A 951-nucleotide genomic window follows, 5' to 3' on the forward strand; every position below is an offset into this window, starting at 1 on the left:
AGGGCATCATGCGGCGTTGGCCGGCAATACACCGGCTCGGTGGGGAAGATCATGAACTGCCAGATCGGCGTGTTTGCCACCTATGTGTCGCGTCACGGTCATGCGTTCATCGACCGGAAGTTATATCTGCCAAAAAGTTGGACGGACGACCCCGTCCGTCTGGCCGCTGCGCATGTGCCGGAAGAAACAGGCTTTGCCACCAAACCGCAATTGGCCGCGCTGATGATTGCCGGCGCGATTGCCGCGAATGTGCCGTTCGCCTGGGTCGCTGCCGACAGCGTTTACGATGTTGGTGCGATCGAGCAGGACCTGCGTCGCGCCGGCAAGGGTTATGTGCTGGGGGTGAGTTCGACCCATTGGTTTCATTCATGGGGCAAGACGCCGATGATCGCCGGCACCGCAGCCGAGATTGCGCAACGCGGGTTCCGGCCGATTGGCAGCGCTTGTCGGCTGGTTCCGGCACCAAGGGGCCGCGTTTGCAAGATTGGTGCTACCTTGAACTTGCCGACCTTGAAGCTGAGACCGAGGCCGACGCGAATCATAACCAATGGACACGCGGCCTGCTGATCCGCCGTCATATCGCCGACAGTGAACTCGCCTTCTTCTCAACCTGGTGCCAGGTGGGAACCACGATCGAAACCTTGGTTGCAGTAGAAGGCCATCGCTGGTCGATCGAAGATAGTTTCGAGGCCGCCAAGAACGAACTCGGCTTTGACCATAATGAAACCCGTTCCTGGCACGGGTGGCACCGTCACGTATCTCTGGTGATGCTGGCTTTTGCCATGATTGCGGCGATCCGGCATCGCGCAAATCAGCCAACATCAAAAAAACAATGCACCAGCCTGCAACACATCATCTGATCTCATCCGTTGGTCGATCCAAGAAATCAGGCGGATAGCAAACCGACTCGCGCAAAAACGTATCCGGGCCACCTACGTCATAGCTTGGTCA

1 pseudogene is annotated in these 951 nt (G+C 58.0%); it reads left to right on the plus strand.

The features are described from left to right. Positions 1-860, plus strand: a pseudogene (locus QQJ84_RS19320) (IS701 family transposase); the annotation flags it as partial. Between the last annotated feature and the right edge of the window lie 91 nt (positions 861-951).

It is taken from the genome of Acidocella aquatica, assembly GCF_030160635.1.
Lineage (GTDB): Bacteria > Pseudomonadota > Alphaproteobacteria > Acetobacterales > Acetobacteraceae > Acidocella > Acidocella aquatica.